Raw genomic sequence first — 26,864 nt, 5'->3', positions numbered from 1 at the left:
CCCCCAGAACAGGTGGGGGCGGCGCCCGGTCACGCAGGAGCCGCGCCGCCCCCGCCCCTCCACCCCCAGGGAGCACACATGTCCGCCAATCCCGTGAAGGTGGGACTGGTCGCCGGTGGGCTGGGCGCCTACTGGCCGCAGTTCCCCGACCTGCTGCCGCAGCTCGAACGGTCGGCCGAGCGCGTGTCGGAGCGCATGCGGGGCCTGGGCGCCGAGGTGGTGGACGTCGGGTTCATCTCCGACGCCGAGGAGGGCGCCGCGGCGGCCGAGCGGCTGCGCGCGGCGGGCTGCGACATCATCGTCGGCTTCCTCACCACCTACATGACCGCCACCATGCTGGTGCCGGTCGCCCAGCGGTCCGGCGCCCCGGTGCTGCTGATCAACCTGCAGCCGACCGAGTCGATGGACCACGAGACCTTCGACACCGGCCAGTGGCTGGCCTACTGCGGCGCCTGCCCGCTGCCGGAGATGGCCAACGCCTTCATGCGCTGCGGGATCCCGTTCCGCTCGGTGTCCGGTCACCTGGAGGACGAGCGCGCCTGGGCGAAGATCGGCCGCTGGGTGCGCGCCGCCGGGGTGCGGGCCGCGCTGCGCAGGGGCCGGCACGGACTGATGGGCCACCTCTACCCGGGCATGCTCGACGTCTCCACCGACCTGACGCTGGTCAGCGCCAACTTCGGCGGACATGTCGAGGTGCTGGAGTTCGACGACCTGCGGGTGCGGGTGGAGAAGGTCACCGACGCCGAGGCCAAGGCCAAGGAGGACGAGGCCCGGGAGGTCTTCGAGCTGGCCGAATCGGTCAACGGCGACGACCTGGCCTGGGCGGCCCGCGTCGCGGCGGGGCTGGACCACCTGGTGGAGGACTTCGGGCTCGACAGCCTGGCCTACTACCACCGCGGCCTGGACGGGGAGATCCACGAGCGGCTCGGCGCCGGGATGATCCTCGGCGCCTCGCTGCTCACCGCCGGCGGCGTCCCGGCGGCGGGCGAGTACGAGCTGCGCACCTCGCTGGCCATGCTGGTCGCCGACCGGCTGGGCGCGGGCGGGTCGTTCACCGAGCTGCAGGCGCTGGACTTCCACCGCGGCCACGTGGAGATGGGCCACGACGGCCCCGCGCACCTGGCCATCAGCGCCCGCAGGCCGCTGCTGCGCGGCCTGGGCGTCTACCACGGCAAGCGCGGCTACGGCGTGTCGGTGGAGTTCGACGTCCGGCACGGCCCGGTCACCGCGTTCGGGATCATCCAGCGGCGGGACGGCCGGTTCGCGTTCGTCGCCTCCGAGGGCGAGACCGTCGAGGGGCCGCTGCTGCGGATCGGCAACACCACCTCGCGGGTGGACTTCGGCTGCGATCCGGGGGAGTGGATCGACGCCTGGAGCGCCACCGGGATCTCCCACCACTGGGCCCTCGGCACCGGCCACCGGATCGCCGATCTGAAGGCCGTGGCCGACCTGATGGACCTCGAGCTCGTGGAGGTCAGCCCCTGACCCACCCGGACCGCCCCGTTCCCAGTGCCCTTGTCCAGCCGCAGAGTGTGATCGGGGGATCCCACCCTAGGCGCCGGTGACCGGCCCCGGACGCGCGCGCTCCGTCGCGACGCGGCCGAGGGCTCCGGTCGCCGTGCCCGCAAAACCCGGAGGTAGCCCCATGCGGGTGTCCCGTCGGCGAACACCGTCCAGAGTCCTCTCCCTCCCTGCCTCCCTCCCCGTCGTTCTTCCAGCGGCCCTGCTCCTCACCGTGACCGCCGGAGGCGTCGCCGCCGCCGCGCCTGGCGGAGGCGGCGTGCGCGTGCTCGCGGCGACGACCGAGTACGGCGAGCACCCGCTCGGCCTCGACGACCCGCGCCCCCGGCTGAGCTGGCGGCTCGGCGCGTCCGGGAACGGCCGGTCGCAGTCGGCCTACGAGATCCGCGTCGCGTCCAGCGCGTCCAGGCTCGCCGCCGGGGACGTGTGGAAGAGCGGCAGGGTCGCCTCCGGCCAGTCGGTGCTCGTCCCCTACGGCGGGCCCGCGCTCAAGCCGCGCACCCGCTACCACTGGACGGTCCGGGTGTGGGACGAGGCCGGGCGCCCCTCCGACTGGAGCCGCCCCACGTGGTGGGAGACCGGCCTGCTGGACGGCCGGACCCTAGGCGGCCAGTGGATCGGCCACGACTCCCCGCTGCCGCTGCCGACCTCCTTCACCGGCCAGAACGACCCGTCCCAGCTCAGGGAGGGCACCCAGGGGCAGACGTTCACCGCCGACCGGCCGGTGAGCGAGGTTGCGATCGCGATGCCGACCTGGCACACCACCGACGCGGACGTGACCGTCTCCCTCTACAAGGGCGGCCCCGGCGGCGAGCTGGTCATGCGGCGCCGCGTGGAGAACCACCCGGACAACGGCGAGGCGGCCCTGGTGCTGCCGCAGGCGGTGCCCGCCGGGACGTACTACATCGAGCAGTCCGAGCCGTCCGGCCAGATCGGCTGGTGGGGCCACACCGGCGGCGGCTACGCGCACGGGCAGGCGTACAAGGACGGCAAGGCGGTGGAGGGCGACCGGCGGTTCTCGTTCAAGACCGTCTCGTCGGGCCCGGACGGGCTCACCTCCCAGCTCCGCAAGGACTTCCGGATCGGCGACGGCAGGAAGGTCGCCCGAGCCCGTCTCTACTCCACCGCGCTCGGGATCTACACCGCCGAGATCAACGGCCGGCGGGTAGGGAACGACGAGCTCGCCCCGGGCTGGACCGACTACAACACCCGCGTCCAGTACCAGACCTACGACGTCACCAAGCTGCTGCGCGGCGGCGCCAACGCGATCGGGGCCACGCTCGCGCCCGGCTGGTACGCGGGGCACATCGCCATCTTCGGCCCGGCGCAGTACGGGCCCCGGCCCTGGCTGCGCGCCCAGCTCCAGATCGACTACGCCGACGGCACGTCCGAGCGGATCGTCACCGACCCGAGCTGGCGCAGCGCCACCGGCCCGGTGCGGTCCTCGGACCTGCTGATGGGCGAGGCGTACGACGCGCGCGCCGAGACGCCCGGTTGGAGCGGTCCCGGATTCGACGCCGCCGCCTGGAAGCCGGTCATCGTCAACGGCGAGGCCAGGGCGCTGCCCGTCGCCCAGCCCGACGCCCCCACCCGGGTCGAGCGGGAGATCCGCCCCGTCAAGATCACCAGCCCGAAGCCGGGCGTGCACATCGTCGACCTCGGCCAGAACATGGTCGGCGCCGTCCGGCTGCGCGTCTCCGGCGAGGCCGGCAGGACCGTCACGCTCCGCCACGGCGAGGTCCTCGACAAGGACGGGAGCCTCTACACCGGCAACCTGCGCACCGCCAAGGCCACCGACACCTACACCCTCAAAGGCGGCGGCCGCACCGAGACCTACGAACCCCGGTACACCTTCCACGGCTTCCGCTACGTGGAGGTGACCGGCTACCCGGGCACCCCCGGCCCGGACGCGATCACCGGGCGGGTCATGCACACCGCCGAGCCGTTCACGATGTCGTTCAAGACGAACGTGCCGATGCTCGACCAGCTGCACAGCAACATCACCTGGGGCCAGCGCGGCAACTTCCTGACCATCCCCACCGACACCCCCGCGCGCGACGAGCGGATGGGCTGGTCGGGCGACATCAACGTCTTCTCCCGCACCGCCACCTACACCATGGAGTCGGCCCGCTTCCTGTCCAAGTGGATGCAGGACATGCGCGACGCCCAGTCCGCCGACGGCGCGTTCCCCGACGTCGCGCCCAAGGTCGGGTTCATCGGCGGCGGCGCGGCCGGATGGGGCGACGCGGGCGTCACCGTCCCCTGGAACCTGTACCAGGCGTACGGCGACCGGCGGGTCCTGGAGACCGGCTACCCCGCGATGCAGAAGTGGATCACCTACCTGGAGAACAACAGCGACGGCCTGCTCCGCCCCGCCTCCGGGTACGGCGACTGGCTGAACGTCGACGACGAGACGCCCAAGGACGTCATCGGCACCGCCTACTTCGCCCACGCCGCCGGCCTGGTCGCCAAGGTCGCCCGCACCCTCGGCAAGGCGGACGACGGCAAGCGGTACGACGAGCTGGCCGGACGGGTGCGCGAGGCGTTCACCAAGGCCTACGTCACCGAGGGCGGCGCCCGCGTCAAGGGCGACACCCAGACCGCCTACGCGCTGGCGCTGTCCATGGACATGCTGCCGGAGGCCGCCCGCAAGCCCGCCGCCGACCGCCTCGTCGAACTGATCAAGGCGCGGGACTGGCACCTGTCCACCGGGTTCCTCGGGACGCCCGAACTGCTGCCCGTCCTGACCGCGACCGGGCACACCGACGTGGCCTACCGGCTGCTGCACCAGCGCACCTTCCCGTCCTGGGGCTATCAGATCGACAAGGGCGCGACCACCATGTGGGAGCGCTGGGACTCCATCAAGCCCGACGGGACCTTCCAGGACGAGGGCATGAACTCCTTCAACCACTACGCCTACGGCGCCGTCGGCGAGTGGATGTACGAGAACATCGCCGGCATCGGCGCCGGTGAGCCCGGCTACCGCCGCACCGTGATCCGCCCGCGACCCGGCGGCGACGTGCGCCGCGCCGGGGGCCGCTACGACTCGGTCTACGGCCCCGTCGAGACGAACTGGTCGGTCAAGGGAGGCCGGTTCGACCTGTCGGTGTCCGTCCCCGTGAACGCCACCGCCGAGGTCTGGGTCCCCGCCCGGTCGGCCGCGGAGGTGTCGCAGCGCGGCGCCCGCTTCCTGCGGACGCAGGACGGCGCCGCCGTCTTCGAGGTCGGCTCCGGCTCGTACCGCTTCACCGCTCCGTCCGGCACCGGCTGACCCACCCCACTCCACCCTCGACCCCGCATCGGGGCGGGAGGGCGGCCCGCCCGCCCTCTCGCCCCGCCCGCCCGCACACCTCCCGCACACCCCCCGGCACGAGGAGATCCATGACCCCCCGTCGACCGCGTCATGCCCTGATGGCCTCCCTCACTGCGGCTGCGCTGCTCGTCCCCGTCGTGGCGGCGCCCGGCACCTCCAGCGCGGCGGTGCGCGCCGCCGGGCACGCCCCGCAGGCTCCCGCCCAGCTCACCGTGGGCGACCGGGCCGAGCCCCTGAACGTGGAGGGCACGCCCATGTTCGGCTGGCGTCCCCGTGACGTCGACCCCGGCGAGGTCCAGTCGGCGTACCAGATCGTCGTGCGGAGCGACCCGTCCAAGGGAAGGGGCGAGACCGTCTGGGACAGCGGCAAGGTGGACTCGGCGCGGCAGGAGTACGTGCCGTACGCGGGCCCCGCCCTCGCCCGCGGCGCCGCCTACACCTGGACCGTCCGCACCTGGGACCGGACGGGCAAGCGCTCGGCCTGGTCGCGGCCCGCCTCGTTCGAGGTCGGGCTGCGCGACCAGGACTGGCAGGCGAGCTGGATCCGCCGAACCACGGCCGAGGCCGACGACTACACCCTGGCCCGCAAGGACATCACCGTGGGCGCGTCCAAGGTGGTCAGGGCGCGCGTCCACATCGCCGCGAGCCACCAGTACGCCCTGCACCTCAACGGGGAGGTCGTCGACCGGGGACCGGCCTTCGCCTACCCCGACGACGGCTTCTACCGGACGGTCGACGTCACCGGCAAGCTGCGCGCCGGGCAGGCGACCCTCGGCGCCCTCGTCCACTGGTACGGGTCGGGCCAGGGCCGTCCCAAGGGCGAGCCCGGCCTGCTGGTGCGGCTGGTGATCGAGCACGCCGACGGCAGCCGCCAGGTCGTCGTCACCGACGGCACCTGGCAGGTCCAGCGCGGCCCGTGGAAGCAGGCGCCGCGCCGCAACGGCGACGGCGGCGACTACGTCGAGGAGATCGACGGCCCCGCCGAGGAGGCGCTGCGCGGCTGGGACCGCCCCGGCTTCGACGCCTCCGGCTGGCAGCCCGCCCAGGTCGCCGGCGCCCACCCGACCCCGGTGTTCAAGAAGCTGCAGGGCCAGGAGGCCGGGCTCTCCTACACCACGGTCCGGCCGCGGAAGGTGACCCGGCTGCCCTCGGGCGCGCTGGTCGCCGACTTCGGCAAGGTCATCCCGGCCGTCCCGGTCGTGCGGTTCCGCGACGGCCGGGCCGGGCGGCACGTGGACATGGACGCCGGGTACGTGCTGACGGCCGACGGCTCGGTGTCACGTTCCAAGAGCGACAACCAGAGCACCGACCTCAGCTACGGCTACACCCAGCGCGACGGCGACCAGACCTTCCGCGCCTTCACCTACGAGGGCTTCCGCTACTTCGAGATCGCGCCCGGCGGCGGCGCCGAACCCGGCGACATCAGCGCGGTCGTCCAGCACACCGACGTGGACCTGTCCCGGACGGCGAGGCTGCGCACCTCCGACCGCGGGGTCGACGCCACCTACGACCTGATGCGCCGGTCGGCCCTGTACGGCTCGCAGACCCAGTTCCTGGACACCCCGACCCGCGAGAAGGGCCAGTTCCTCGGCGACTCGGCGGACGTCTCCCTGGCCACGATGGCCGCGTACGGGGAGCGCCGCCTCAGCCGCCAGGCCATCCGGGAGTTCATCGCCTCCCAGGCCCGCTACTGGCCCGACGGCCGCCTCAACGCCGTCTACCCCAACGGCGACGGCAAGCGCGACATCCCCGACTACACCGAGATGTTCCCCGGCTGGGTCTGGGACTACTACGAGCAGTCCGGCGACACCGACACCCTCGCCGTGGCGTATCCGGTGATGAACGCGGTGGCCGGGTACGTGCGCCGGCACATCGACGCCGGCAGCGGCCTGGTCGTCAACCTGACCGGAGGGTCGGGCCAGTACCAGTACGGGATCATCGACTGGCCCGCGACCATGCGCTACGGGCACGACATGGACACCGCCGCCCGCACGGTGATCAACGTGCTGGGGGTGGACGTGTTCAACGCCTCCGCCCGTACGGCCGAGGCGCTCGGCAGGAAGGACGAGGCGGCCGCGTTCCGCCGCGAGGCGCAGGCCCTCACCGAGGCCGTCAACGCCAAGCTGCGCCGCTCCTCCGACGGCGTCTACATCGACGGGCTCAAGGCCGACGGCTCGCAGAGCGCGCACGCCTCGCAGATCGCCAACGCCTACGCGCTCGCCTACGGGGTCACGCCCGCCGCCGACCGCGCCAAGGTGCTCGACTACACCGCGGGCCTGGGCATGCGGATGGGCCCGTTCACCGTGCACCGGCTGATGCAGGCGCTGGGCGAGCGGCCCGACTCCTTCGTCACCCGGCTCACCGACACCCAGGGGCCTGGCTGGGGCAACATCCTGGCCCGGGGCGGCACGTTCACCTGGGAGTCCTGGGACGCACCGGAGACCGGGCAGAGCCACTCCCACCCCTGGGGCGCCACCGCGCTGCTGGACATCAACCGCACCCTGCTGGGCGTGACCGTGACCGCCCCTGCGGGCGCCACGGTGCGGGTCCGCCCGCCGGCCTCCGGCGTGGACCGGGCCTCGGGCACCATCCCGCTCCAGCGCGGCGACGTGTCCGTCGACTGGAGCAGGCGTGGCGGCGGCTTCTCCATGACCGTCGACGTGCCCGTGAACATGCGCGCCGAGGTGCACGTCCCCGCGGCCTCCGCCGACCGCGTGCGGGTGAAGGGCCAGGCCCGCTTCACCGGGATGCGCGACGGCCACGCCGTCTACGAGGTCGGCTCCGGTCGCGTCTCCTTCACCAGCTGACCGATCCGCCGCCCCCCGCCATTCGCCCCCCGCCACCACCCACCGGCCCGCCTCTCCGGCGGGCCCCGACCCACCCCGCATCATCAGGAGGATCCATGAACGACGACCGCACCGGGCAGGACGGGCTCACCCGCCGCCACGTGCTGCAGATCGGCACGGTGGCCGGCGGGGGCGCGATGGTCGCCGCCGCCCTGCCCCTGGGGGGCGGAGCGGTCGCCCACGCCGCGACGGGGCTGCCCGAGGCCCGCTTCGCGCGCCCCGCCGCGGCGGTCCGGCCCAAGTTCCGCTGGTGGTGGCCGGACGCGCACGTCACGCCCGCCGAGATCCGGCGGGAGATCGACCAGATCGCCGACGCGGGCTTCGGCGGCGCGGAGATCGTCGCGGTGCACCACAGCATCCGCGACAAGTCCGTCCTGGACCCCGTGCACCACGGCTGGGGCACCCCCGCCTGGAACGCGGGCGTCGAGGCCGCGCTGGACCAGGCGCGCAAGCGCGGCATCACCGTGGACCTCACCATCGGCCCCGCCTGGCCCGCCGCCGTCCCGGACATCACGCCCGACAGCCCGGCCGCCGTCCAGGAACTGGCGTACGGGACGGTCACCGTCGCCGGGGGAGCGACCCACGACGGGCCCGTGCCCGAACCCGCCGTCGGCCCGCACACCGGGGTGACGCGGCGGCACCTGGAGGCCGTCCACGCCGTGCGCAAGGACCCCGCCAACAACAGCGGGAAGGTCGTCGGCCTCGCCCGCGGCACCTGGCAGGACCTCACCTCCCGCGTCAGGGACGGCCGGATCGCCTGGACCGCGCCCGAGGACGGGGAGTGGCTGCTGCTGTCGTACTGGCGGCGCGGCAGCGGGCAGCGCCCCGAGTCCGGGCCGCACAGCGCCCCGGACTGCGCGGTCGTCGACCACTTCAGCCGCGCCGGCACCCAGGCCGTCATCGACTTCTGGGAGGAGCGGCTGCTCACCCCGAAGATCCGGCGGCTGATCCGGCAGGCGGGCGGGGCCCTGTTCGAGGACTCCATCGAGCTGGAGACCGAGGCGCTCAACTGGACCCCCGGCCTGGCCGGGGAGTTCCAGAAGCGCCGCGGGTACGCGCTGGAGCCGTACCTGCCGGTGATCGTGCTGAACGACGAGGACCCGGTGTTCTCCTACGAGGCGGACGTGACCCGGCACGCCCGCCACGACTTCTGGCTGACCGTCTCCGAGCTGTTCAACGAGCACCACTTCGTCCCGCTCACCACGTGGGCGCACTCGATCGGCCTGGAGTTCCGCGCCCAGCCCTACGGACTCCAGACCGACACCATCCACGCCGCCGCCATCGTCGACATCCCCGAGGGGGAGTCGCTCGGGTTCAAGAACCTCGACGACTACCGCACCCTGGCGGGCGGCCGCGACCTGGGCGGGCGCAAGGTGCTGTCGTGCGAGGCCGGCGCGTACCAGGGCGGCGCGTACAACACCACCTGGGACAAGCTGCTGCGCACCATGGGCGGCGCCTACGCGGCCGGTCTCAACATGACCGTGCTGCACGGGTTCTCCTACGCGACCGCCCCCGGAGTCAACTGGCCGGGGTTCGCGGGGTTCACCCCCTACAACGGCGGGATCGGGTACGCCGAGTCGTGGGGCCCGCGCCAGCCCACCTGGCGACACGCCCCGGACGTGTCGGCCTACCTGGGGCGCGTCCACCAGCTGACCCAGGCCGGGCAGAACCGGATCGACATCGCCGTCTTCCGGCAGAAGGGCCTCAGCAAGACCGGCATCGGGGCGGGCTGGTTCACCGCCAGCGGCATCCCGATCGGCTGGACCCACCAGTTCGCCAGCGAGCCCGTCCTGGACCTGCCCAGCGCGACCGTCTCCGGCGGACGGCTCGCCCCGCGCGGCCCCGCCTACAAGGCCCTGTTCGTCGAGGGCGACCGCTTCTCCGGAAGGGAGACCACCCTCACCGTCTCCGCCGCTCGGCGCATCCTCGACCTCACCCGCAAGGGACTGCCGGTCGTCTTCGTGGGCGACTGGAGCGCCGCCACCGTCCCCGGCGTCGCCAAGGACGGCGAGAACGAGGAGCTGCGGGCCGTCCTGAAGCAGCTGTTCGCCCAGCCGAAGGTGCGCGCCGTCGCCACCGAGCCGGAGGTCCCCGGCGCCCTGGAGGCCCTGGGCGTGCGCCGGGACGTCACCTACGCCACCGCCTCGACCCTCCTGCACGCCCACCGGGCCGAGGACGACATCGACTACTACTACCTGGTCAACGGCAAGCACAGCGAGACCCCCAAGCCGCCGATCGCGGCCATCGACCACGAGGTCACGCTGACCCGGACCGACCGGAGGGCCGTGCCGCACCGGCTCGACCTCTGGACCGGCGAGATCGAGCCGATCGCCCTCTACCGGGCCGACGGCGACACGGTCACGCTGCGGGTGGCGCTGCAGCCGGGCGAGGCCACCGCCATCGCCCTGGCCCGGCCCGCCCCCGGGCGCGCCGCCCCCTATGCCACCGCCACCGAGGCCGCCGAGATCCGCGTCGTCCCCGGGAACCGGCTGGCGATCCGCGACACCAGGGCGGGGACGTACACCACGACCCTGCCCGGCGGCCGCACCGCCCCCGCCACCATCGCGGAGCTGCCCGCCCCGATCGCCCTCACCGGGTGGCGGCTGCAGGTCGAGGACTTCCGGCCCGGCCGCACCGCGGCCGAGACCGCGACCGTCCGGCACGACCTCGTCCTGGACGCGCTCAAGCCGTGGCCGCAGATCCCCGAGCTGGCCGACGTCTCCGGCGTCGGCCGCTACACCGCCACGGTCGACCTCGGCCGGGACGGCTGGCCCGGCGCGTACCTGGAGCTCGGCGAGGTCTTCGACACCTGCCGGGTGACGGTCAACGGGCGGCGGCTGCCGGCCGTCGACCTGATCAACCCGGTCGTGGACGTCGGCCCGTACCTGCGGCGCGGCGCCAACACGATCGAGGTGGAGGTCGCCACCACGCTCAACAACCGGCTCCGGGTATCCGACCCGGCCGTCTACGGCGGCGCGTCCCGGCAGAACTACGGGCTGGTCGGGCCGGTCCGGCTCGTCCCGTACGGCGAGGCGACCGTCGGGGCCTCCTGACGCCGATCCCCCGAGAAAGCGTGCGGGAGGGCGCTGGCACCGCCCTCCCGCACGGTGAATCCCTCATCCCCCGTCCAGTAGCGAACCGGAACACGAGGAACCCATGCAGCACAGCGTAGTCAGAGATGGAAGCTCCGTAGTCAAGCGCGTGCGCGGCCGGGCCGCACTGGCCCTGGGCCTGGCGGCGGTCACCGTCCCGCTGGTCGTCACCGCCCCGGCGGCCACGAGCGCCGCCGACGACCGGCGCCCCGCCCGGCCCTGGGACGCCTACAACCTCTCGCCCTCCGACCGGACGATCCGCCCCGTCGCGATCTTCGCCACGCAGGGCGAGGTCACCGACCCGCAGGCGGTGCTCAAGGGGCGGCGGACCGCCCTGAGCGGCGCCGGGGCGTCCGTCACGCTGGACTTCGGCAAGGAGGTCAGCGGCCTGACCACGGTGAACTTCGCCGGGTCGGACGGGCCGCAGAAGGTCGGGCTGGCGTTCTCGGAGTCGTCGGTGTACGCGGGCCAGCCCACCAGCGACGCCTCCACCGGCGGCCCGCGCAGCCGCGACGGCGCCCTGTCCACCGACGTCGACGGCCGTACCACGTACACGACCCCGGCCAAGTACCTGCGCGGCGGCTTCCGCTACCTGACGATCTTCCTGGAGTCGGCCGGGCGGGTGGAGCTGGACGGGGTCTCCCTCCACTTCACCCCCGCGCCCAAGATGAAGGACCCCGCCCGCTACGCCAACCACTTCTACTCCAGCGACGAGCTCCTCAACCGGATCTGGTACGCGGGCGCCTACACCGTCCAGCTCAACACCATCGCGCCCAAGACCGGCCGGGTCTGGGAGGCGCCGGCGCAGCTGTGGGACAACGGCGGCACGATCGGCGTCGGCGACACCATCCTGGTGGACGGCGCCAAGCGCGACCGCACCGTGTGGCCGGGCGACCTGGGCATCGAGATCCCGGCGGCGTACGCGGCGTTCAACGACACCGTCTCGGCCCGCAACGCGCTCACCACCGTCTACCAGCACCAGCGCGACACCGGGGAGCTGCCCTACGCCGGGCCGATGCTGGAGAAGTACGGCTCGGACACCTACCACCTGTGGACCCTGGCCGCGAGCTGGGACTACTACAACTACACCGGTGACCGGCGGTGGCTGGCGGACGTGTGGGGCCGCTACAAGCACGCCGTCGAGTACACCACCGGCAAGGTGAACGACCGGGGGCTGCTGTCCATCACGGGCACCTCCGACTCGGTGCGGATCCTGGCCAAGGGCGAGAACCTCATCGCCAACGTGTTGCTGTGGCGCGTCCTGGACACCGGGTCGCGGCTCGCCGCCGTCCAGGGGGACAAGGAGCTGGCCGCGTCGTACGCCGAGCGGGCCAAGGCACTGCGCACCGCCGTCGACACCCACCTGTGGGACGAGGCCGCCGGGGCCTACAAGTTCTACCCCGACTCCCCGATCCACGCCCAGGACGGCAACTCGCTCGCGGTCTGGTACGGCCTGGCCGACCGCGAGAAGGCCCGCCGCGTCAGCGCCAAGCTCACCGGCAACTGGAACTCGGTCGCCACGACCGCCCCCGAGAACAAGGGCAACCCCGGGGTCTTCTCCGGCTCGATGGAGGTCAACGCCCACTTCGCCGCGGGCGGGCAGGCCGCCGACAAGGCGGGCGTGGACATCATCCGGCGCCAGTGGGGCTACATGCTCAACCACCCGCAGGGCACCAAGAGCACCTTCTGGGAGTCGTTCCGCAACCCCGAGGACGGCTGCGTCTTCTGCAGCTCCTACGTGAGCCTGGCCCACGCCTGGGCGACGGGCCCGACCCCCGCGCTCACCTTCTACGTGCTGGGGCTCAACGTCACCGGCACGGGCGGGCGGACGTTCGACTTCGTCCCGCACACTGCCGACCTGTCCTTCGCCCAGGGCCGCATCACCACCACCTACGGCGCGGTGGACGCGTCCTGGAAGGTGGCCAAGGGCGAGTACAGCGCCAAGCTGAACGCGCCGCGCGGCGCCGAGGGGCGTGCGGGCGTGCCCACCTTCGGTTCGCGCATCGACGTCTACGTCGACGGCAAGAAGGTCTGGGACGGCGCCAAGGGCAAGGCCCGGGGCAACTACCACGCCTACACCGACGGGGAGTACGTCTACCTGAACGGGCTGCGCGGCGGCCACTCCATCAGCAGCGACCGCCTGGGCGCCCGGTGAGCGGGGCCGGCCAGGTTTCCCGCCGTGCCTTCATCGGCACGGCGGGCGCCACGGCGACGGCCGTCGGCATCGGCGTCCCCGCGGCCCGTCCCGCCTCTGCGGCGGACACGGCCGCCGGGGCCGTCACCGCACGGGTGTCGCCGTTCCCGCTGTCGGCCGTCACGCTGCTGGACGGCCCGTTCCGCGACAACATGCTCCGGACCTGCGCCTACCTGAAGTTCATCGACGCCGACCGGCTGCTGCACACCTTCCGCCTGAACGTGGGCCTGCCCTCCTCGGCGGAGCCGTGCGGCGGCTGGGAGGCCCCGAACGTCCTGCTGCGCGGCCACACCACCGGCCACCTGCTGACGGCGCTGGCCCAGGCGCACGCCAACACGGGGGACGACGCGTACTCCGCCAAGGCCCGCCACCTGGTGGCGGAGCTGGCCAAGTGCCAGGCCGCCTCGCCCGGCGCGGGCTTCACCCGCGGCTACCTGTCGGCGTTCGGAGAGGAGACCTTCGACCAGCTGGAGGCGGGCGCCAAGCCCTGGGCGCCGTACTACACCATCCACAAGATCATGGCCGGGCTGCTGGACCAGTACCGGCTCAGCGGCAACCGGCAGGCCCTGGACGTGGTGAAGGGCATGGCGGGCTGGGCGGACGCCCGCACCTCCAAGCTGTCCCGCGAGCGGATGCAGGGGCTGCTGCGGGTGGAGTTCGGCGGCATGAACGACGTGCTCGCCGAGCTGCACATGGTCACCGGGGATCCGGCGCACCTGGCCACCGCCCGCCGCTTCGACCACGACGAGCTGTACGTGCCGCTGGCGGAGCGCCGCGACGCCCTCGACGGCGAGCACGCCAACACCCAGATCCCCAAGGTGGTCGGGGCGGTCCGCGAGTACGAGGCCACGGGGGAGCGCCGCTACCGCGACATCGCGGCGTTCTTCTGGGACACCGTCGTCCACGACCACACCTACGTGATCGGCGGCAACAGCAACCAGGAGTTCTTCGGCCCGCCCCGCGAACTGGTCAGCCGCCTCAGCGAGGACACCTGCGAGAACTGCAACACCTACAACATGCTCAAGCTGACCCGGCTGCTGTTCTTCCACGACCCGGGCTCGGCCGAGTACATGGACTACTACGAGTGGGCGCTGCTCAACCAGATGCTGGGGGAGCAGGACCCGCGGTCCGCGCACGGCTTCGTCACCTACTACACAGGACTGTTCCCCGGGTCGGAGCGCAAACCCAAGGGCGGGCTGGGGGCGGCGCCCGGCAGCTACAGCGGCGACTACGACAACTTCTCCTGCGACCACGGGACGGGCCTGGAGACGCACACCAAGTTCGCCGACAGCGTCTACTTCCGCTCGCGGAACGCCCTGTACGTCAACCTGTTCGTCCCCTCCGAGGTGCACTGGGCGGAGCGGGGCGTCCGCGTCCGCCAGGAGACCGGCTACCCGCACGCGGAGACCACCCGGCTCACGATCACCGAGGGCGGCGGCCGCTTCGCCGTCAAGATCCGGATCCCGGGCTGGCTGGACGCGCGCGGCCGCCGCGCCCGGATCCGCGTGAACGGCAGGGCCGTGCCCGGCCTGGGCAACGACGCCCGGCCCGGCGCCTACGCCACGATCGAGCGGCACTGGCGGCCGGGCGACACGATCGAGCTGGCCATGCCGATGGAGCCGGTCTGGCGGAAGGCGCCCGACAACCCCCACGTCCAGGCCGTGACGCACGGCCCGGTCGTCCTGGCGGGCGCGTACGGCGACCGGGACCTCAACACCTTCCCGGCCATCGACCCGCGCTCGCTGGCGCCCGTCCGCGGCGAGCCGCTGCGCTACACGGCGCGGGCGGACGGGGCCGACGTGACGCTGATGCCGTTCGCCGAGGTCCACCACCAGCGCTACAACGTGTACTGGGCGACCCCGGCGCCGCGCCACCGTCCCGGCCTGGTCGCCCACTATCCCCTGGACGAGGGGCGCGGGACGACCGCGGCCGACGCCACCGGCGCCTGGCCCGCGGCGCGCCTCACCGGCCCGGCGGCCTGGAGCGACGGGACGTTGTCGCTGGACGGCACCGGCGGGCACGCCGTCCTGCCGCCCGGCCTGCTCGCCGGGCTGGACGCGCTCACGGTCGCGCTGTGGGTCCGGCTGGAGACGGTCACCAACAACGTGCGGGTCTTCGATCTGGGCTTCAACCGGCAGACGTTCTTCTACGTGAACGCGCGCACCGGATCGGGCCGGGCGCGGTTCTCGATGAAGCTCGGCGGGATGGAGGGCGAGGACTTCGCCGACGCCCCCGCGGCCCTCCCCACCGGGGCCTGGACGCACGTCGCGGTCGCCGTCACCGCCGAGGGCGGCGGCTCGGCCGTCCTGTACGTCGACGGAGCCGAGGCGGGCCGCAAGAACGGCCTGATCATGAGCCCGCTGGCCCTGGGCGCCACGTCGAACAACTTCGTCGGCCGGTCCCAGGACACCCGCCACCCGTTCATGCACGGCCAGGCCGCCGACTTCCGCCTCTACAACCACGCGCTCCCGGCCGCCGACATCCGCAGCGTAGCGAGGAATGTCGGCGCAGCCGTTGCCGGGGGGCCTGGGGGGTCGTCCCCCCAGAGAGGTTCTGACGTGGCCGCGCTGCACCAGCGCGGAAGGCCGTCGTGAGGCCCGCCCGCTGACCGGCCGACCCCCGCCGCCCACCCTTTTCACTAGGAGTTCGTTTTGCGCATGCCCCCCTTGCGCGGCCTCGCGGCCGCGGCACTCACCGCCGCGCTGCCGCTGACGGCGCTGGCCGTCCCCGCGGCGCACGCCGACCCCGGACGCGGAACCGGAGCCGCCACCGGCCTCCGCGCCGCCGACCTGACCAAGGCCCTCGGCATCGACGACACCACGCCCCCGCTGACCTGGCGGCTCGCCGCCGACGGCCGGGGGACCGTCCAGACCGCGTACCGGATCCAGGCCGCCACCGGCGAGAGCCGCCTGCGCGGCGGCCACGCCGACCTGTGGGACACCGGCCGCGTCGGCTCGGCCGCCCAGCGCGTCGACTACGCGGGCAAGAAGCTCGGCAGCCGCGACCGCGTGTACTGGCGCGTCAAGGTGTGGACCGGCGGCAGGGAGTCGGGCTGGTCGTCGCCCGCCTGGTTCGAGACCGGGCTGACCTCGCCGTCGGACTGGTCGGGCCGCTGGATCGGCCACGAGGACTGGCAGGTCTCCCAGAAGAAGCCCGCCCCGATCGCGGTGAAGCTGCCCAGGACCACCGCCCGCTACGTCCGCGTCGACGTCACCAAGCTCGGGCTGCCCAAGGTCGAGAACCTGCCCGACAAGACCTGGCGGCTCCAGCTCGCCGAGCTGGAGGTCCGCGACTCCGCCGACCCCGGCACCAACCTGGCCGCCGGCACGACCGTGACGCCCTCCGACACCGGCGGCAACGTCAACCGCGTCTGGGCGCCGCGCTACCTCACCGACGGCACCCAGACCACCAACCAGGGCTTCGCCGGATGGTCCAGCTCCGCCTACACGCAGGCGGACGTCTCCGGCGAGCCGCTGCTCCTGACGATCGACCTCAAGGAGGCCAAGACCTTCGACCAGGTCCTGCTCTACCCGCGCACCGACGCGCCCGCCGACGACAGCGCCAAGGTGCCCTACTCCCCGGTCGACTTCACGGTCGGGACGAGCGACGCCGCCGACGGCCCGTACACGACCGCGGCCACGGTCACCGGGCAGGAGCCGCCCAAGTCGCCCGTCCCCGAGGCCCTGCCGATGTTCGCCAAGGACTTCGCGCTGCCGCGCGCCGTCCGCTCCGCCCGCCTCTACGTCAGCGGCCTCGGCGTGTACGAGGCCCGCCTGAACGGCACCCGGATCGGGGACGCCGAGCTGGAGCCCGCCAACACCGGGTTCGCCAAGCGCACCACCTACGCCACCTACGACGTGACGGGCCTGCTCCGCCCCGGCGGCAACACCCTCGGCGTCGAGCTCGGCAACGGCGCCGCCAACGTCATCTCCACCCCCGACCGGTACCGCAAGTTCGCCGCCACCATCAGCGACCCCAAGCTGATCGCCCAGCTGGAGGTCACGCTCGCCGACGGCAGCGTCCGGCGGATCGGCAGCGACGGGTCCTGGCGCACCGTGCTCGGCCCGGTCACCTTCTCCCACTGGTACGGCGGCGAGGACCACGACGCCCGCCGCGAGCGGCCCGGCTGGGACCGGCCCGGCGCCTCCCGCACGGGCTGGGACACCGCCGTCCCGGTCGCCGGGCCCGGCCCGTCCACCGTGCTGAGCGGGCGGACCGCCGAGCCGGTACGGGTGATCGAGAACCTGGACGGGAAGAAGATCGGGTCCGGCGACGGCTACCAGGTCTACGACATCGGCAGGAACATCGCCGGCCGCCCCGAGATCACCATCGACGCCCCGGCCGGGACCACCGTGCGGATCGTCATGGCCGAGAGCCTGCGCGACGGCCGCCCCTACCAGTCGATCAGCAATGTCGGCAGCCCCATCTGGGACGAGTACACCGCCCGCGGCACGGGCTCGGAGACCTGGCATCCCCGGTTCGGCTACCACGGGTTCCGCTACCTGGAGGTGCGCGGGCTGCCCGCGGGCGCCTCCCTCAAGGTGCGCGGCCAGGTGCTGCACGCCGACAACGGCTCCGCCGGCTCGTTCACCTCCTCCAACGACCTCGTCAACGGCATCCACGGGCTCATCCGCCGCGCCGTCGAGGGCAACATGATGAGCGTGTTCACCGACTGCCCCAGCCGCGAGAAGCTCGGCTGGCTGGAGCAGACCCACCTGGTCGGCGACACCCTCGCGGCCAACTACGACGTGCACGCCCACCTGCGCAAGGTCGTCCAGGACACGGCCGACGCGCAGACCGGGACCGGGCTGATCCCCTCCACCGTGCCCGACTACACGGTGCTGGCCGGGTCCTACCGCGACGACTCCAACTGGGGCGGCGCGTTCGTCGTCGTGCCGTGGCAGCTCTACCGCGCCTACGGCGACACCGAGACCATGGGCACCCACTACGCGGCGATGAAGCGGTACGCCGCGCACCTGGAGAACCGGGTCACCGGCGGGCTGACCGACTACACCCTCGGCGACTGGATCACCCCCGACCGGACCTTCCCCAAGCTGGTCTCCGGCACCTACGGCTGGTGGCGGGTCAACGACACCCTCGCCAAGATCGCCGGGACGCTCGGGCACGCGTCCGAGGCCGCCGCGTTCAAGGCCAAGGCCGACCTCAGCGCCAAGGCCCTGTCCGACCGGCTGTACGACCCCGCGACCGGCACGTTCGGCGGCGGCGGGATGGGCGCCGAGGCGATGGCGCTCGACATGGGCGCCGTCCCCGCCGACCAGCGGCAGCGGCTGCTCGGCCACCTGGTGTCGAGCATCGAGAAGGCCGGCTGGAACCTGCTGCTCGGCGAGATCTCGCTGCCCTCGGCGATCCGGGTGCTGTCGGAGGCGGGCCGCGACGACGTCGTCTACAAGATCGCCACGCAGACCGACAGCCCCAGCTACGGCTACCAGGTCGTCAACGGCAACACCGCGCTCGGCGAGATGTGGGACGGCACCAGCGGCCAGTCGCAGAACCACTTCATGCTCGGCACGATCGACTCCTGGTTCACCTCCCGGCTGGCCGGGATCGACCAGGCGCCGGACTCGGTCGGCTTCCGCAAACTGCTGATCCGGCCGTCGGTCGTCGGCGACCTCACCCACGCGTCGGCGACCCGGCGGACCCCGTACGGCGAGGTCCGCTCGGCGTGGCGGAAGAAGGGCGATGGGGTGGAGCTGACCGTGACCGTGCCGCCGGGCAGCACCGCCGAGGTGCACGTCCCCGGCGGCGCCGTCCGCACCGTCGGCTCGGGCACCTGGACGTTCACGTCCTGACCCGCGCACCGACACCGGGAGGGGCTCCGCGCAGGGGCCCCTCCCGGCCTTTTCGCTAGCGGTCGCCCGCCGCGGCCGGCAGCCCGACGAAGTCGGCCATCAGCTCGACCGTGTGGGCGAAGAACGCCCCGGCCGGGTCCATGGTGCGGTCGAGGTGGCCGAACAGCTCGAATCCGATCATGCCGAACAGCTGCGTCCACGCGACCACGCCGCGGACCACCGCGGGCTCGGGCACCTCGAGGCCGGTCAGCCCGGCCGTCCGGGCCGCCTGCGCGTCGAGCTCCGGCGCCAGGCCGTCGTCCGGCACCCGCAGCGCCCCGGCCCGCGCCGCGTCCCGGAGCACCTCCAGCAGGGCGACGGGGGTGCGGGAGGCGGGGCCGATCGTCGATTCCGGAGCCTCGTAGCCGGGGACCGGCGACCCGTAGACCAGCGCGTACTCGTGCGGGTGCGCGACCGCCCACTCCCGGACGGCGGCGCAGCGGGCCCGCCAGCGGGCGCGGTGGCCGTCCCCGGCCGGCCCGTCCGCCGCGCCCGCCCGCTCGACCCGCTCGCCGAGCGCGTCGTAGGCGTCGATGATCAGCTCGGTCAGCAGCCGGTCCCGGCTCGGGAAGTAGCGGTACAGCGCCGAGGACACCAGCCCCAGCTCGCGCGCGACCGCGCGCAGCGACAGCCCCTGCGCGCCCGAGGCCCGCAGCTGGCGCCGGGCCTCCTCCTTGATCTCCCGGGTCAGCTCCGCGCGGGCGCGCTCCCGGGCGGTACGGCTCGCGTTCATGCCCGCAGTCTGCCAGAACTCGGTGCGGCGACCAAAATAGAGAGCACTGCTCTTGCCAAGGTGTGCCGTTCTCGTGCACACTGCTCTCAAGCGAGAGCACCGCTCACAGAATGCAGGGAGAGAGATCCATGAACACCACCGACCGGAACGTCACCGCCGGCGGCTTCGAGATCTACTTCAACAAGACCGTCGGCTTCCTGACCCGGCACGGGATCAGCCTGCTCGGCACCCGCATCCTCGCCGTCCGGGGCCGGACCAGCGGCGAGTGGCGCAGCAACCCGATCAACCTGCTCACCCACGACGGGGCGCGCTACCTGGTCGCCGCGCGCGGCAACACCCAGTGGGTCCGCAACATCCGCGTCGCCGGCGGCGGCGAGCTGCGCCTCGGGCGCGCCACCGAGGCGATCACCGTCACGGAGCTGCCCGACGAGGATAAGCTCCCGATCGTGAGCGCCTACTTCAAGCGCTGGGGCTGGGAGGTCGCCCGCTTCTTCGAGGACCTGCCCAAGAAGCCCACCGACGAGCAGCTGATCAAGGTTCTGCCCGGCGTCCCCGTCTTCCGGATCGACGCGTGACGGGTCGGGCGCGCCGTTCCGCGGCGGCGGGAGCCCCCGGGGACGCCGCCTATCCTGGGAAAAGGATCACGAGTCGATGCCGACAGGGGAATCGTGACCATTCCCGATGTCACGCTGAACAACGGCGTCGCGATGCCGCAGCTCGGGTTCGGGGTGTGGCAGGTGGGCGACGCCGAGGCCGAGAGCGCGGTGCGGACGGCCCTGGAGACGGGCTACCGCAGCGTCGACACCGCCCAGATCTACGGCAACGAGGAGGGCACCGGCCGGGGCCTGCGCGCGTCGGGGGTGCCGCGCGCGGAGCTGTTCGTCACCACCAAGCTCTGGAACTCCGACCAGGGCTACGACGCGACGCTGCGCGCGTTCGACGCGAGCCTGCGGCGCCTCGGCCTGGAGTACCTGGACCTCTACCTCATCCACTGGCCGATGCCGGGCCGCGGGCGCTACCTCGACACCTGGCGGGCGTTCGAGAAGCTGCTCGACGACGGCCGCGTCCGCGCCGTCGGGATGTCGAACTTCACCCTGGAGACGCTGCGGCGGGTCATCGAGGAGACCGCCGTCGTCCCCGCCGTCAACCAGATCGAGCTGCACCCCTACCTGCAGCAGGACGGTCTGCGCGCCTTCCACGAGGAGCACGGCGTCCGGACCGAGGCGTGGAGCCCGCTCGGGCAGGGCAAGGGCCTGCTGGACGATCCGGCGCTGGCCCCGATCGCGCGGGCGCACGGCCGGACCCCGGCGCAGGTCGTGCTGCGCTGGCACCTGCAGCTGGGGAACATCGTCATCCCCAAGTCGGTCACGCCGGCCCGGATCGCGCAGAACGCCGACGTGTTCGGGTTCGAGCTGACCGGCGAGGAGATGGCCGCGATCGGCGCGCTCGACAGCGGCACCCGGCTCGGCCCGGACCCGGAGACCTTCGACCTCGCCTGACGCGTCCGGACGGCCTAGAGCGGGATGTTGTACGACATCAGCGCGGTGCCGTCCCCGGACATCCGCAGCTCGGTGACGGCGCAGTTCCCCACCTTCGGGAACACCGCGCGGTAGCGGGAGGCCGGGATGCCCAGCAGCTCGCACAGCATCAGCCGCAGCAGCGTGTTGTGGGTGACCACCAGCACCCGCTCGCCCTCGTGCCGGTGCGCGATGCGGCGCAGCGCGCCGATGCCGCGCGCCGCCGCCTTGACCGGGTGCTCCCCGCCGGGGAACGCGCCCGCGACCGGATCGGCCCGGAAGGCGGCCACCTCGGCGGGCGGCAGTTCGGCGAGCACATGCCCCTCGGCGGTGCCGAAGTCCAGCTCGACCAGGTCGCCGTCCACGGTGACGGGCAGGCCGAGCGCGCTCGCGGCGGGCGCGGCCGTGGCCCGGGTCCGGCTCAGCGGCGAGGACCACACCGCGTCGATCTCGGCTCCCGACGCCCACTCCGCCAGGCGCCGGGCCTGCTCGCGGCCCGTGCCGGTCAGGCCGATGTCGCTGATCCCGGCGTAGCGGTTCTCGGCGTGCCACACGGTCTGGCCGTGCCGCACCAGGTAGAGGGTTGTCGCCGCCGCCTGCCCGGCCGGTCCGGTGTCGTTCGCGGTCATCACTCGTTCCCCCTCGCGTGGGCGGCCACCTCGGCGGGCAGCCAGCCGCGCCGCTCCAGCTCGTCCAGCAGCCTCCGGTACGGCCCGGCGAACCGCTCGGCCCCGCCGGGCCGGGGCTCGACGGTGGCGCGGATCCGGACCATGGACTCGGCGATCCCCGCCAGCGAGCGGCCGGGCCCCGGGGCGGTCGTGCCGTAGGCGGCCAGGATCGCCATCCCGAGCGCGGCGTCGGCGTGCTCGGGGATCCGCGCCGGGCGGCCGAGCACGTCCGCCCGGAGCCGGCACCAGTACGCGCTCCGCGCCGCCCCGCCGGTGAACGTTACCGGCCCCTCGACCGGGGCGCCCAGCGCTTGGACGTAGGACAGCGCGAGCCGTTCCACCAGCGCCACGCCCTGCAGCAGGGCCGCGTGCCGGTCGGCCTCGCCGGACGGCTCGCCGAGCATGAACCCGACCGCGCCGGGCGCCAGGAACGGGAACCGCTCGCCCCGCGACACCAGCGGGTAGGCCACGGCGGTGGACGGCTCGAACGCGGCCGCCTCCGCGTCGAGCGCCGCCAGCCGGTCGCGGTCGCCGGTGAGCACGCCCGCGCCCACGCTCGACGCGCCGCCGGGCAGCCAGCCGCCGTCGGGGGAGCGGTGGCTGTACATCACCCCGGCCGGGTCGCGGACCGGGTCGGCGGTGACGCCCTTGAGCACCAGGGTGGTGCCGAGGACGGAGTTCCACCGCCCGACGCGCAGCGCGCCGGAGCCGAGCTGGGAGGCGCAGCCGTCGGTCATCCCGGCGATCACGGGGGTGCCGGCGGGGATCCCGGTGGCCTCGGCCGCGGCCGCGCACACCCCGCCGAGCACCGTGCCGGGCCGGACCACGGACGGCAGCAGCGCGTCGTCCAGGCCCAGGGAGCCGAGGACCTCGCACGGCCAGCCCTCGGAGAGCAGGTCGTAGCCGGTCTTGAGGGCGTGGCTGGAGTCGGTCGCGACGGTGCCGCCGACGAGCCGCCCGGTGATGACGTCGGCCTGGTGGAGGAGGCGGCCGCCGGGGGGCGGCGCGTGCCGCCGGACCAGCCACAGCGCCTTGGCCAGCGCCCACGACGGCTGGATGCGCACGCCGAGCCGGTCCCAGACCTCGGCTCCGGCGGCCTGCGCCTCGGCGGCCTCGTCGCCCGCGCGGCCGTCGTCGTACATGAGCCCGGGGGTCAGCGGTTCGCCGGACGGGCCGGCCAGCAGGACCGTCCCGGACGTGCTGCAGACGGCGACACCGCGCACGGACGCGGCGCCGCCGCCGGGGCCGGCGAGCGCCTCGCGGGCGGCGGCGCGGGCGGCGGCCCACCAGTCCTCGGGGTCCTGCTCGTGCCGTCCGGCGGAGGGCCGGTGCCCGGTGAGGGGGGCCGAGCCGCGGCCGAGCACCCGGCCGGTCGCGTCGGCCAGCAGCGCCCGCACGCTCTGCGTGCCGAGATCGATGCCCAGCCAGCAGGGAGGACGGTCGCCATCGGATCCGGGCACGATGTCCTCCGTTAAGTTCTCGGCTGGTCCTGTGAAGTTATAACAACCCGGGTGACCACGAGCAAGACGCCAGGACACGTGGCCGACCTGGCGTTCAGCCGCGCGTTCAGCAGCTCCGTCACCGATGGTCGACGCATGCGCCGCAGGTCCTTGACGGCCGCGATCCCCTGTTACAAGCTCTGTGAACTAGCTCATCTTGAATGTTAACAACCCGTCCAGCAGTGTTACGCCAGGGGTTTCGCCGGCCTGAGACTCTTGCCCCCTGGAGACCCGAAGATGGAGCACCGATGACGATCCTTGCCGCCGGAGACCATTTCGTCCGGACCGACCTGCTGGTGGGCGCGCTGCGCGCCGAGATCGGGGACGGGCCCGCGGTGCGGGAGCTGACCCTGCCGTGGCCGGTGGAGCCGTTCGGCCGCGTCGCCGAGGTGGACGAGGCGTCCGGCTCCGAGGACACCATGATCGAGGCGGTGGAGGGGATCGAGGTGGCCGTCACCCAGATGGCCCCGTTCACCCGCAAGGTCCTGGAGAACGCGCCCGGCCTGCGCCTGGTCGTGGTGAGCCGGGGCGGCCCGGTCAACGTGAACGTGGAGGCGGCGACCGAACGCGGCGTGCGGGTCTGCTACGCGCCGGGCCGCAACGCCACCGCGACCGCCGAGTTCACCGTCGGGATCCTGCTGGCGACGCTGCGCCGGATCCCGGAGACGCACGCGGCGCTCGCGCTGCGCGGCGAGTGGGCGAGCGACCACTACTCCTACGAGAACTGCGGCCTGGAACTGGAGGGCACCACCGTCGGGCTGGTCGGCGCGGGCGCGGTCGGCGGCCGGGTCGCCCGGATCCTGGCGGGTTTCGGCGCCGAGGTGCTGGTCTTCGACCCGTACGCCCGGGGCGAGGTCGCGGGCGAGCTCGTCGGCTCGCTGGACGAGCTGCTGCGCCGCTCCCGCATCGTGTCGCTGCACGCCCGGGTGACCCCCGAGACGCGGGGGCTGATCGGCGCCCGCGAGATCGGCCTGATGCCGCCCGGCTCCGTCCTGGTGAACGTCGCCCGCGGCCCGCTGCTGGACTACGACGCGCTGTGCGACGCCCTGGAGTCCGGGCAGCTGATGGGCGCGGGCCTGGACACCTTCGCCGAGGAGCCGCCCCCGCCGGGGTCCCGGATCTTCACCACGCCCAACCTGGTCATGACCCCGCACCTGGGCGGGGCCAGCCGGGCGGTCGCCGAGAAGGCCGCCCGGATCGTCGCCGCCGAGGTCGGCCGGTACCGCCGCGGCGAAGCCCTGGCACACTGCCTCAATCCGTGATCGTCTGTACGCCCAGGTCACGCCCAGGTTCCACCCCCTTCGCCCAGGTGCCTTGAGGAGGCCGCGATGTTCGTCGGGATCGATGCGGGCACGTCCGTGGTCAAGGCCGCCGCGTTCGGCGCGGGCGGTGAGATCCTCGCGGTCGAGTCCGTGCCCGTGCCGCTCGACATGGGCGACGGCCGGGTCGAGCAGGACGTCGAGACGGTGTACGGCGCCGTCGAGCGGGTCGTGCGGGCGCTGGTCGCGGGGCTGCCCGCGCCGCCGGAGCTGGCCGGGCTGACCGGGCAGGGCGACGGGCTGTGGCTGGTGGACGCCGCCGCCCGCCCGGTGCGTCCCGCGATCTCCTGGCTGGACGGCCGCGCCACCGGCCTGCTCACCGAGTGGATGGCCGGCGGGACGGCCGCGGAGGTGTGGCGGGCGACCGGGTCGGCGCTGTTCCCCGGCGCCCCGGCGCCCGTGCTGGCCTGGCTGGACCGCCACGAACCGGAGTCGCTGGACGCCGCCGCGACCGCCGCGTACTGCAAGGACGTGATCTTCCAGCGGTTCACCGGGATCCGGGCCACCGACGTCTCGGACGCCTCGATGCCGTTCCTGGACCCGCGGACCCGCGCGTACCACCGCGGCGCGATCGAGGCGTGCGGGCTGGCGCACCGGGCGGGGCTGCTGGCGCCCGTCGCGGACCCGCTGCCCCTGGGCGAGGCCGGGCCGGGCGGCACCGGGCTGCCCGCCGGGACCCCGGTGGCGGGTGGGCCGTTCGACCTGCCGGCCTGCGCGCTCGGCGCCGGGGTCACCGAGCCCGGCGACGGGCTGCTGATCATCGGGACCACGCTGGCGTGCCAGGTCGTGGTGGACCGCCTCGAGTTGGACGCCGAGCCGTCCGGCTACCACCTGGCGACGACCCGGCCGGGCCGGTGGCTGCGCGCGATGCCCGCGATGGTCGGGACGGCCGCGCTGGACTGGACGCTGCGGACGGCCGGGCTGCGGCACGACGCGATGGCCGGGCTGCTGGCCGAATCGCCGCCGGGCGCGGGCGGCGTGAAGGTGCTGCCCTACTTCGCGCCGTCGGGGGAGCGGGCGCCGTTCGTGGAGACGCGGGCGCGGGCGGAGTTCACCGGGGTGAGCCTGGAGACCACCCGGGCCGACCTGGTCCGCGCCACCTGCGAGGGCATCGCGTACGCGGCGCGGCACTGCCTCGACACCGCGGGCCTCACCGGGGAGCTGGCGGTGTGCGGCGGCGGGACGCGCAGTGAGGCGTGGCTGCAGCTGTTCACCGACGTGCTGGGCCGTCCCGTCCGGGTCGCGGCCGGGGAGGTCGGGGCGCGCGGCGCCGTGCTGGCCGCCGCCGAACGCCTCGGGACCCCGCTGGACACCAAGGAGTGGACGGCCGCCGCCGCCCGCTACGAGCCCGACCCCGTCCGGGCCGCCTTCTACGCCGAGGGCTACGCCGACTACCTCGGCCGCGTGGCCGCCGCCCGCGAACGCTGGGCCGCGGCGGCGTGATCCTCCGGCCCGTCCGCGGGTGGAGAATGGGGGGATGGCTAAGGACGGCGGGCGGCAGGGCCCGGCCTCGCGTCAGGAGGCGATCGCGGAGCGGGTGCTCTCGGCGGGCTCGGCCACCGCGGCCGAGCTGGCGGAGCGGTTCGGGGTCAGCCTGATGACCATCCACCGCGACCTGGACGAGCTGGAACGGCAGGGCGTCGTCCGCAAGTTCCGCGGCGGGGTGACGGCGCAGCCGTCCGGGGTGTTCGAGAGCAACGTGGCCTTCCGCCGCAAGTCGATGCTGGCGGAGAAGGAGGCGGTGGCGCGGCGCGCGCTGGAGCTGATCGAGCCGGGCATGGCGGTGATGCTGGACGACTCCACCACCGTGCTGGCCCTGGCCCGGCTCCTGCCCGGCATCACCCCGCTGACCGTCGTCACCAACTTCCTGGAGGGGCTCAACCTGCTGGCGGACGCGCCCGGCATCCGGCTGATGGCGCTGGGCGGCGACTACGACCCGCTGCACGAGTCGTTCCTCGGGGTGTCGTGCGTGGAGGCGGTCGAGTCGCTGAGCGTGGACCTGTGCTTCGTGTCCACCTCGGCGGTCTCCGGCGGCTACGCCCACCACCAGGAGCAGCACATCGTCTCGGTCAAGCGGGCCATGATCTCCTCGGCGGCGCGCACCGTGCTCATGCTGGACCACTCCAAGCTCGGCCGGGTCGCGCTGCACCGGCTGGCGCCGCTGTCGGCGTTCGACCGGGTGCTGGTCGACGCGGGCGCCGCGGCGGAGGCGCTGCGCGACCTGGACGAGCACAAGGTCGACTACGAGGTCGTCGCCACGTAGTCATCCGGCCGTCATCCGGTGGGTGATCAAGCGTTTCACGGTGCGGGGAC

At 73.7% G+C, this 26,864-nt stretch carries 15 protein-coding genes; 12 read left to right on the top strand and 3 right to left on the bottom strand.

Annotated features, from left to right (window positions below; translation table 11 throughout):
• Positions 1-78 precede the first annotated feature (78 nt).
• From ACZ466_RS03240 to ACZ466_RS03210, 7 genes are all read left to right on the top strand, one after another.
• Positions 79-1,485 (top strand): arabinose isomerase, encoded by a 1,407-nt coding sequence (locus tag ACZ466_RS03240; RefSeq protein ID WP_378283462.1) that lies wholly within the window; start codon positions 79-81, stop codon positions 1,483-1,485.
• 295 nt (positions 1,486-1,780) lie between these two features.
• The gene (locus ACZ466_RS03235) at positions 1,781-4,792 is read left to right on the top strand and encodes a family 78 glycoside hydrolase catalytic domain (protein WP_378283463.1); all 3,012 of its coding nucleotides are present in this window, start codon (positions 1,781-1,783) and stop codon (positions 4,790-4,792) included.
• A gap of 140 nt (positions 4,793-4,932) precedes the next feature.
• Entirely contained in the window at positions 4,933-7,641 is a 2,709-nt protein-coding gene (locus ACZ466_RS03230; protein ID WP_378283464.1) for a family 78 glycoside hydrolase catalytic domain, read from the top strand.
• 95 nt (positions 7,642-7,736) lie between these two features.
• Positions 7,737-10,733 carry a glycosyl hydrolase gene (locus tag ACZ466_RS03225; protein WP_378283465.1) on the top strand — a complete coding sequence of 999 codons (2,997 nt, stop codon included), beginning with the start codon at positions 7,737-7,739 and terminating at the stop codon, positions 10,731-10,733.
• Between the two features lie 103 nt (positions 10,734-10,836).
• Complete coding sequence (locus ACZ466_RS03220; protein ID WP_378283466.1) at positions 10,837-12,927, top strand: alpha-L-rhamnosidase-related protein; 2,091 nt, start codon at positions 10,837-10,839, stop codon at positions 12,925-12,927.
• Positions 12,924-15,560, top strand: coding sequence for a glycoside hydrolase family 127 protein (locus ACZ466_RS03215; RefSeq protein ID WP_464042793.1), 2,637 nt, complete (start codon positions 12,924-12,926; stop codon positions 15,558-15,560). The genes ACZ466_RS03220 and ACZ466_RS03215 overlap by 4 nt, the downstream gene beginning before the upstream one ends.
• Before the next feature lie 63 nt (positions 15,561-15,623).
• Positions 15,624-18,776 carry a family 78 glycoside hydrolase catalytic domain gene (locus ACZ466_RS03210; protein ID WP_378285708.1) on the top strand — a complete coding sequence of 1,051 codons (3,153 nt, stop codon included), beginning with the start codon at positions 15,624-15,626 and terminating at the stop codon, positions 18,774-18,776.
• A gap of 55 nt (positions 18,777-18,831) precedes the next feature.
• Here the strand turns inward: ACZ466_RS03210 and ACZ466_RS03205 are convergent, their stop codons facing one another.
• Positions 18,832-19,548, bottom strand: coding sequence for a TetR/AcrR family transcriptional regulator (locus ACZ466_RS03205; protein WP_378285707.1), 717 nt, complete (start codon positions 19,546-19,548; stop codon positions 18,832-18,834).
• Positions 19,549-19,676: 128 nt separating this feature from the next.
• Between ACZ466_RS03205 and ACZ466_RS03200 the strand changes: the two genes are divergently transcribed.
• Entirely contained in the window at positions 19,677-20,123 is a 447-nt protein-coding gene (locus ACZ466_RS03200) for a nitroreductase/quinone reductase family protein (RefSeq protein ID WP_378285706.1), read from the top strand.
• A 99-nt stretch (positions 20,124-20,222) separates the two neighbouring features.
• Positions 20,223-21,047 (top strand): aldo/keto reductase, encoded by an 825-nt coding sequence (locus tag ACZ466_RS03195; protein WP_378285710.1) that lies wholly within the window; start codon positions 20,223-20,225, stop codon positions 21,045-21,047.
• Between the two features lie 14 nt (positions 21,048-21,061).
• On the opposite strand, the gene ACZ466_RS03190 is transcribed toward ACZ466_RS03195, so the two are convergent.
• Together ACZ466_RS03190 and ACZ466_RS03185 are read right to left on the bottom strand one after the other, a co-directional pair.
• Entirely contained in the window at positions 21,062-21,694 is a 633-nt protein-coding gene (locus ACZ466_RS03190) for a histidine phosphatase family protein (RefSeq protein WP_378285705.1), read from the bottom strand.
• Entirely contained in the window at positions 21,694-23,193 is a 1,500-nt protein-coding gene (locus ACZ466_RS03185; RefSeq protein WP_378285704.1) for an FGGY-family carbohydrate kinase, read from the bottom strand. Before ACZ466_RS03185 ends, ACZ466_RS03190 begins: the two co-directional genes overlap by 1 nt.
• Before the next feature lie 287 nt (positions 23,194-23,480).
• Between ACZ466_RS03185 and ACZ466_RS03180 the strand changes: the two genes are divergently transcribed.
• The 3 genes from ACZ466_RS03180 to ACZ466_RS03170 all read left to right on the top strand — a co-directional run bounded on the left by ACZ466_RS03180 (position 23,481) and on the right by ACZ466_RS03170 (position 26,814).
• Positions 23,481-24,494, top strand: a complete 1,014-nt coding sequence (locus ACZ466_RS03180) for a 2-hydroxyacid dehydrogenase (RefSeq protein ID WP_378285703.1) — start codon at positions 23,481-23,483, stop codon at positions 24,492-24,494.
• A gap of 66 nt (positions 24,495-24,560) precedes the next feature.
• Positions 24,561-25,994: an FGGY family carbohydrate kinase gene (locus tag ACZ466_RS03175; protein WP_378285702.1), complete on the top strand. Its 1,434-nt coding sequence runs from the start codon at positions 24,561-24,563 to the stop codon at positions 25,992-25,994.
• 34 nt (positions 25,995-26,028) lie between these two features.
• The gene (locus tag ACZ466_RS03170; protein WP_378285701.1) at positions 26,029-26,814 is read left to right on the top strand and encodes a DeoR/GlpR family DNA-binding transcription regulator; all 786 of its coding nucleotides are present in this window, start codon (positions 26,029-26,031) and stop codon (positions 26,812-26,814) included.
• Positions 26,815-26,864: the final 50 nt, after the last annotated feature.

The organism is Actinomadura rugatobispora (assembly GCF_055379765.1).
The sequence above is the reverse complement of the archived record's forward strand: the minus strand, read 5'-3'. Positions and strand labels throughout refer to the sequence as shown.